This window comes from Leptolyngbya cf. ectocarpi LEGE 11479 (assembly GCF_015207065.1).
Lineage (GTDB): Bacteria > Cyanobacteriota > Cyanobacteriia > Phormidesmidales > Phormidesmidaceae > Leptothoe > Leptothoe ectocarpi.
This window is the reverse complement of record NZ_JADEXP010000306.1, coordinates 1-7,826: the sequence shown is the minus strand read 5'-3', so window position 1 is coordinate 7,826 and position 7,826 is coordinate 1. Positions and strand designations below refer to the sequence as shown.

Annotated in this window: 7 protein-coding genes; 1 reads left to right on the top strand and 6 read right to left on the bottom strand. The window is 49.7% G+C overall.

The window, feature by feature from the left end; all coding sequences use genetic code 11:
* A partial coding sequence (locus tag IQ260_RS23745) for a LuxR C-terminal-related transcriptional regulator (protein WP_193995561.1) occupies positions 1 to 470 on the top strand: 470 nt, incomplete at its 5' end.
* 47 nt (positions 471 to 517) lie between these two features.
* On the opposite strand, the gene IQ260_RS23740 is transcribed toward IQ260_RS23745, so the two are convergent.
* The 6 genes from IQ260_RS23740 to IQ260_RS23715 all read right to left on the bottom strand — a co-directional run.
* The gene (locus IQ260_RS23740; protein ID WP_228016387.1) at positions 518 to 1,159 is read right to left on the bottom strand and encodes a hypothetical protein; all 642 of its coding nucleotides are present in this window, start codon (positions 1,157 to 1,159) and stop codon (positions 518 to 520) included.
* Between the two features lie 188 nt (positions 1,160 to 1,347).
* Complete coding sequence (locus IQ260_RS23735; RefSeq protein WP_193995559.1) at positions 1,348 to 2,502, bottom strand: murein hydrolase activator EnvC family protein; 1,155 nt, start codon at positions 2,500 to 2,502, stop codon at positions 1,348 to 1,350.
* A gap of 146 nt (positions 2,503 to 2,648) precedes the next feature.
* Positions 2,649 to 3,338 carry an SOS response-associated peptidase gene (locus tag IQ260_RS23730; RefSeq protein ID WP_322745034.1) on the bottom strand — a complete coding sequence of 230 codons (690 nt, stop codon included), beginning with the start codon at positions 3,336 to 3,338 and terminating at the stop codon, positions 2,649 to 2,651.
* A gap of 226 nt (positions 3,339 to 3,564) precedes the next feature.
* Complete coding sequence (locus IQ260_RS23725; RefSeq protein WP_193995557.1) at positions 3,565 to 4,188, bottom strand: hypothetical protein; 624 nt, start codon at positions 4,186 to 4,188, stop codon at positions 3,565 to 3,567.
* A gap of 106 nt (positions 4,189 to 4,294) precedes the next feature.
* Entirely contained in the window at positions 4,295 to 5,461 is a 1,167-nt protein-coding gene (locus IQ260_RS23720) for an HlyD family secretion protein (protein WP_193995556.1), read from the bottom strand.
* 96 nt (positions 5,462 to 5,557) lie between these two features.
* Positions 5,558 to 7,826 (bottom strand): peptidase domain-containing ABC transporter (locus tag IQ260_RS23715; protein ID WP_228016386.1); only part of this gene is annotated, 2,269 nt, incomplete at its 5' end.

Sequence of the window (7,826 nt, the reverse complement as noted above, 5' to 3'; positions counted from 1 at the left end):
TGCCGGTGATGGATGGGGTGGCGGCAACGGGAGCGATCGCAACCCGCTACCCCACCATCCAGGTCCTAGTCCTCACCACCTTCGACGACGACGACCTGATCGCCCAGGCCATGGCCGTCGGTGCCAAAGGCTACCTGCTCAAGGACACCCCCTCTGAGGAGTTGGCCCAGGCCATTCGCTCCGTAGCCAAGGGCTACAGCCAGTTTGGCCCCGGCATTCTAGAAAAAATGCTAGCCGGCCAGCAGTCTGCGGTGGAGGTGCCAGAGGGGTTTGATCAGCTCACCCCACGGGAAAAAGACGTGCTGCGTCTGATTGGTACCGGAGCCAATAATCGAGAAATAGCCGAGGCGTTATTTTTGTCTGAAGGGACGGTAAAGAACCATGTGACTAGGCTTTTGGGACGGTTGGGCATTCGCGATCGCACCCAGGCCGCCCTCCTCGCCGCCAAACTCTCCGCGCAATTGGGGTAGGGCGTTCCATGGTGGCGTACAGACGTTCCATGGCACGTCTCTCCGGCCTACAACATCCACTCCACCCCAATCCCCAACCGACTATCCGTCGCCCCCGGCGCAAACTGCCACTCCACATCCGTCGCCAGCCGCAGCCGCTCCGTCAGCCCATAGCCAAACTCCAGCTGCGTAATCATCACCCCATCATCTTCCGTTGGACTCACCCAGCTCTGGGTATAGGCAAAATCCGCCCCCCCACCCCGCGACGGAATCACCTTCACCTGAAACCCAACCTGCACCCCGCTCTCACGATAGTCCACCGCCTCCACATGGCGATAGCCCACCAGCGGAGCCACATTTACATAGCCCCCCAACGGCAGCACGTAGTAACGCAAATGGGCACCGTAGGTTTCTCTGTCGCTATCGCTGCCGTCAAAATTAGCGACATAGTCCGCATTCACCGTCAGAGGCAGGTTGCCAACAAATATATCTTCGACGCCAATGGCTAAGCCACGCTCGTCACGGCTAGATGGAAACAAGGCATAGCTCAGCTGAACCCTGGATGGAAAACTAGGATCGTTGCGGATCGTATCGAGGACATCAGGCGTTGACTGCAGCCATTCCTGCAATACCGGGCTGCTATCCACCGTGCCCGGTGCTAGCTCCCATTCGGTGTCTAGTTGTTCATAGTCCGCCAGAGCCGTGCCCATGGGCACAAAGCATCCAATAACGACCAGAGAGATTAGTAGTCGGCTGATCCTGCTATAGCCATCAGCCATGGTTTATCCAGCCCATCATTATCAGTGCTTGCCTTGCCATAATTTTTTAGAGGTAATGCCTAAAAGTCATGCTTATTAGCTGTACCCTCCCAACGTTAAAGTTTCGGGAAGTACTCGTCCTACAAAAATCCCATGGGATCCACCGGATTACCGTTGCGGCGCACTTCAAAGTGTAGATGCGGCCCGGTCGATAACCCCGTTGACCCCACTGCAGCTATAGACTGCCCTTTTGACACCGCTTGGCCCTCACGCACATTAAGACGACTAGCATGGGCATAAAGTGTCGTCAGCCCACCCCCATGGTCAATAATCACCGAATTACCATAGCCCCCATACCAACCCGAAAAAATCACTTTGCCTGAATCAGCCGCCACGATCCCAGTACCATAGGAAGCCCCAAAATCTATTCCAGCATGAAACCGACGGTAGCCTAATACAGGATGCAATCGGGAGCCAAAACGACTGGTAACGCTTCCTGCCGTCGGTACGCTCATTTGACCTGTTCCCAGCACAATGCCACTGGCAGCCGCTATCCGCTGCCGAATCAAATTTCCCAAACTTTCAGAATCACGCACCAGCTGGGCCTGGGCTGCCTCCAGCGCGCCCCGGTTATCCTTTAGCCGACCAATCAGTTGATTTTGCTGGTCGGCCTGGGCCTCAAACTGATCCCGTCGTGCCAGCAGCTGCTGACGTAGCAGAGCAATAGAATTTTTCTGAGCTTCCACCCCCTGCTGCTGTTTTACAATCAAATCCGCCTGGGCCTGCACATCTGCCATTACATTACTATCGGCCTGATAAACCTTGCGCAGCAAATAGCGCCGTTCCAAAAACTCATTCAGGTTCTCGCTTTTGAGCAGCACGGCCCAGCCTTCCGCATCCTTTTGTCGCTGCATAAACTGCAGTCGGCGCACCGCTGCTATCCGCACCGTCTCATAGTTCTCCTGGGCTAGGGTTAGCTCATTTTCTAGCCGTTTGAGCCGCTCCTGAGCCTGGTTGATCTGAAATTCCGTATCCTCAATTTTGAGGTTGGTAATCGTAATGCTGTCCTGCAAGCCATCTAGCTGCTGAGCAGCGTCCCTCTCCAGGTTTTGCAGACGGTTTTGCTCTGCTTCCAAGTCTTGCTGCTGCTGCTCTATATTTTTCTTTTGCTGTTGTAGCTGCTCTAACGGCGTATCATTATTAGCCTGACCCAGCGCCACCGGCACCAAAGACAATACGCAAATGACTACGCTGGCAAAGAGAGATAAAAACCGCCGTGTTTGTTTTACCGTCATTCGTTTTTCAGGAACGCGCTCGAGAAGTGTCTGTCTGTCGCTGGTAATAGACTAAGCCTCGCTATTACCGTCAGAACACACGAAGGACATGATAGTCCGACTTTGCAATTTCAAAAACGAAATTCATCTATACGGATAGAAACAGCTCAAGCCTCCAGGGGTAGAATGCAGTCTGGCCCATCGTTACGGGGACTATTGACCAGCGTACTGACGGGGTAAGCCTCCATTTCATCAGCACTATAGGGTTTCATTAGAGCCTTCACCTGAAAAGGCGAAGCCGTTAACCAGCGGTCGTAGTCAGCCTCGGAAATAATCACCGGCATCCGATTATGGATCGGCTCCATAAGCTCATTGGGCTCTGTCGTCAGGATGGTGCAGGTCTCTAAATAGCTGCCGTCGCCTCCCTCCCACTGCTCCCACAGTCCGCCAAAGGCAAATAAAGCTCTGTCTCTAAGGTGAATGTAAAAGGGCTGCTTCTTTTTATTACTAGCACGCAGCCATTCATAAAAACCATCAGCAGGAATCAAACAGCGCCGACGTTTAAAGGCCGCCCTAAAAGAGGGTTTCTCCGCCGCCGTTTCGGAGCGGGCGTTGATGAGCCGATAGCCAATTTTGTAATCCTTAGCCCAGGAAGGGACTAGACCCCATTGAAAAATGCGGTACTCACGACCAGTCACAATAGCAGAAACCGGCTGAGACGGTGCAATGTTGTAGCGCGGTGGTGGTTCTGGCTCCGTAGTGAGCTGAAAGACTGCAGCTAAGTCTGCGCCAGACTGGGTTTGGGTATAGCGGCCACACATAAGGAGATAGGAACACTGGGTTAAGAATGACAACACTGCCGGGAGCTAAGTAGAGCTGACCAATAGGTTTTGTGCCTAGAGCCATCATAGAAAGAGCTATATCCCCATATTTACGGGCGAGTACCGTGGACAGCGGTAAAACAGGTCTATGAAAACCCGTATGATGCGGCAGGCCTATTCGAGCTACCAGCATCATTACAGTAGAGCCGACACTTTACTTTAGAAGAGCCAAGAAAGATCTAAGCCAGATACCAAACTACGCCTAGGGTTCATGGCGACTTACGGTGGCACCTGTATACATATTAACCACCAAGGATTCGCCACTAAAGTTGCCACCATCTAAACGGCTAAACATAACTTGGTAAAGCGCTTGAATTGCCTTTAAGCTATGGCTTGTAATGGCGACTTTGGCACCTGCTCTCATGGTCATGATGAGACCAAATTCACCTCGCCTACGCTGTTCAACCCACCAGTTAAAATAAATCACATAGACGGTACTAGCCGCGATCAAACACACATCTAACAAACGCACTGGCCACGTTACAGGGCTTAGGAGCAATACAAATCCAGCCGCTATGATTACCCCAGCGATAAAGTTGGTAAGTTTTTTTTGAATCACCGAGCGTTTTCGATGCAGTTTGAGAATTTGTAATGAGTCGATCTCTGTCAAAAGATAGGACGTCTTACCGTACAGTAACTCAGTTGCTGTGATCAGGGTCTCGTCACAGAAAATCTTCACTGTGTAAGAACCTGGCTTAGACTCTGCCTGGGGCTGAGGAAGCGACGCTTCACCCTTCAGAACCAATTCATCGGCAACTAGGAATACATCTCTGAGAGTTGGCTTACTCCCTGGCACCCGATTCTGATGGTCGTTAAGTTGCCCCACAGTGACTCCAATATGCTCTAAATAATTGTAGTGCCATCACGTTGACCAGGAAAATGATATTCCTGAAAACATTGAGCGATACAGCCAGTGCGACCTGATAGTTGCTTCAAGCTACTTGCTGTATTCTAAGGCGAAGCTTTCTCAAAAAGAAATTTAGGAGTTTTTCTTGTTTAGTGATAATTGTTAGCTCTCCTTGCATGCCTGGCAACAGCTCACATGTGCGCAGCGCGGACTGCAAGGCTTGTGCCTCAGTTTCTACCATTACCATGTGAATATTTTTCTCTGGTAGCCCCTCTTGTGTCAGCAAAACTGCCGGTTCAATTGAACGCACTTGTCCTTCTAGATGACCAAAGCTCAGGGGCGCACAGTCGGATAGGGCCATCCGAGCAGTATGGCCCTCTTCAATACCTTCAAGATAGGTATCAGGAACTAATGCTTTGACCGCCAGGGCTGCTCCAGCTGGAATAACTTTGGCAATTGTTTGATTGGCTCCAACATTTTGTCCTAGCCTATCTAGCTCTAATTCATAGACGGTACCGTCTACTGGTGAACGGACCGTTAGACTATCAACCTGCTGCTGCGCTTTTTCCAGTTGTTGGCGCTCTTGACTCAGTTGAGCATTCAGACTAAGCCGCTGGTTTAGGAGAATCTCCTTTGAAGCTTTAAACTGAGAAATACTGGATTGTAAGCCCTTCGCAGTTAACTGCTTTGCCAAGTTCGTTTCTGCCAAATGTCGCTGTTCCAAGGCTCTGATTTGATCATCGATCTGGGCGATGCGCTCCTCAGTCTCGACAGTCTGTAATTTGATTTGAGCAACGTTTAAACCTATAGCCGGATTCTCGATAGCGGCAATGATTTGTCCTGCGTCTAACGAGTCATACTCTTGGACAGCGATCGTTTCAACAATACCCCCCGTAGCAGACTGTATGAGCTGTCCTTCATCCACTGGAACCATGACCGCTTGAGACTGTACTACAGTGTCATGGGTTAGGATAGTTGAGGCCACAGCTCCCACCCCCAAGACGCCAACCAAAGCTAAGCTAGTGAACGTGAGCAGATGGTTCGGAGAGGGTAAACAATTCTCTACTGCAGGGGATAGCAGCAAGTCAGAATCCTCACGGGATGTCTGTCTAGATTGCAAATCCTGAGTGGCTGCTAGGGATACTATCTGGGTCTCTGAACTAGCCACAGTGATATCAGTAACGGTAACTGGCTCAGTCGCAGCTGCTTTCGCTGTCTGGCTAGGTAAGCCAAATATAGACTTGGAAGACATGTCATCAGGTTTCATGGCTCACACTCACATTGACAACTCACTATACATAGTTCTTTTTGACAGATTGGTTAGTCTTCACGGGTTAGTCTCCATGGGTTAGTCTTCTGAAGGCCCTGGTAGAGAGGAAGCATCAGCCGCTATTTTGCTAGCTACCAAACGCTTGGGCTCCTCGGAAAGATTGGGTAGACCTTGTAGAAATTGTAAATGCCTGCCCTCTTGGGCCAGTAGATCTGCAGGAGAACCGGCCATATGAGCCTCTCCATCATTAATAACGGCTACCCAATCAACAACACTGTTTACACTCGAGCGATGACTAATTAAAACTGTAGTATGGCCTGTGCGATGAGCGAGGAGCTTTTGAAGCAGCTTTGACTCACTAACAGGATCTAGGGCCGATGTGGATTCATCTAAAATTAAAATAGCTGGCTTGAGCACTAAAGCTCGCGCAATGGCTAGCCGCTGTAGCTGACCTCCTGAGAGATTGGCCCCCAGCTCTCCCAAAACTGTTAGATAGCTCTCCGGCAAGCGATCAATAAACGTATCCGCTCCTGTAATTTGACAGGCGGCTACAATTTCATTGTAGGTAGCCTTGGGGGCACCAAGCTGAAAATTCTCTAAGATTGATCGGCTCCAGAAGTGGGTTGTTTGAGGCACTAAGACAATTTGCTGACGTACGCATTCAGTGGAGAGATCGCGTAGATTGTGGGGGCCAACGAGTACATCCCCTGCTTGATAGGGATGCAACCCTGCCAAAATCTTCGCGATTGTACTTTTTCCAGAGCCAGAAGCTCCCACTAATGCCGAGCATTTTCCACCGGGAATCGTCAGTGAAAACGTTTTTAGCACATTAAACCGACCCGGATAGCGAAAGTTGACTTGATTGAATACGATGTCTCCATCCGAAGGAATTTCGGCCAGGGGCTTCAGCCAATCGTCTGGGCTTTCGTCAGCAACATCAATAACATCATCAAACTGCTGTACTGATGTCTTGATTTCCATAAATCTATCTGAAAATTTGACCAAGAAGTTAATAAACTCCAGAAAGCTATAACTCATGATGCTAAAGGCCAACAGCTGGCCAAGGGTCAGCTGTTGGTTAATAACCAGGTTACTACCTAGCCAAAAGATACCGATGCTGCCGACACCTGACATCAAGGTTGCTAACTGGTTGGTCACAAACGTTAGCTGTACAGCATCAGCTTTCTTGCTAGCTGTTTTTCCAAATCGTCTCTGCATCTCCTGCCAAAGCTGGGGTTGAGCTGTTGTTGTCTTAAACGCCATCGCTCCTCGGAAAATCTCCACCAGCAGAGACTGATTTTTAGCATTTAGTGATAATAAACGACGAATGCGGAGCTGAAAAATAGGTAGCAATGTAAAAGCTGCTAATAGCATGATTCCTGCTATTAACAATGAAAATAATGTCAGGCGATAGCTGTAGAAAAGCAGCATACAGCCCAGCGAGACCATGGCTGTAAAAAACAGTCCAGGTAAATGGACAGCTCCATCAACGATCAGTTCATTAATGCGAGAAATATCTTTGAGTCGGCTAGCAAATTCTCCACTGTGCCCGGTCTCATAATAATTTAAGGGTAGCCTGAGTAGCTTGCGGCCAAATTCCAGCGTCAGCCCCAGCTCCAGTCGCTGAAAAATACTGGCGATCAGGGTAACTTGCACTAGATTCAATAGACTCTTAATGATAAAGAAGCCTAGAGCTGCCAAGGTCACTCGAGGTAGAAGATGGGTCGCTCCCCCAATCAAAATGTCATCGGCAATAAACTGAACCAATAGTGGAATTGTCAGGGATAACAATCCAATAAATAGGCCATATAGTAAAACCTGGAGTAGTGAAAGACGATAGGGCCAGGCCTGTTTCAGAATGGCCGCAGCCTTGCTGGGTTTATTTAGTGACAAGCGATAAAACGCTTCATCTGGCACCAGCAACAGCATGGCACCGTCACCCCAACTGTGCTTCACTTCGTCTGCACTCAGGTAGCGAATGCCAGTGCCTGGATCAGCAATCACATACTTATCCCGTTGTTTGCCGTAGAAGACAACCCAACGATCATTTCCCCAGTGGAGAATAGCCGGCAAAGGTAAACGGTGTATACGATTAAAAATATCGTCGGTTGCTTGACCCGAGCGTGCTTGAAAACCTAAAGCTTCAGCCCCTTGCTGCAGACCTAATAATGATGCGCCTAACTGTCCCATCCCTACATTTTCACGTATGTGGGACAGGGTGATTTTTTGCCCATAGTGCTGGGCAACCATAGCAATACAGGTAATTCCGCAATCTTCTTCTCTGGGCTGGCTGATAAATGAATATTTCATAGAATCACGGCGTATGTGCCCTGGGGCAGACCAAAAA

Bases quoted from the DNA above. Each gene is read 5' to 3' on its own strand.
- IQ260_RS23735 (WP_193995559.1), bottom strand. From the start codon at position 2,502: ATGACGGTAAAACAAACACGGCGGTTTTTATCTCTCTTTGCCAGCGTA.
- IQ260_RS23720 (WP_193995556.1), bottom strand. From the start codon at position 5,461: ATGTCTTCCAAGTCTATATTTGGCTTACCTAGCCAGACAGCGAAAGCA.
- IQ260_RS23740 (WP_228016387.1), bottom strand. From the start codon at position 1,159: ATGGGCACGGCTCTGGCGGACTATGAACAACTAGACACCGAATGGGAG.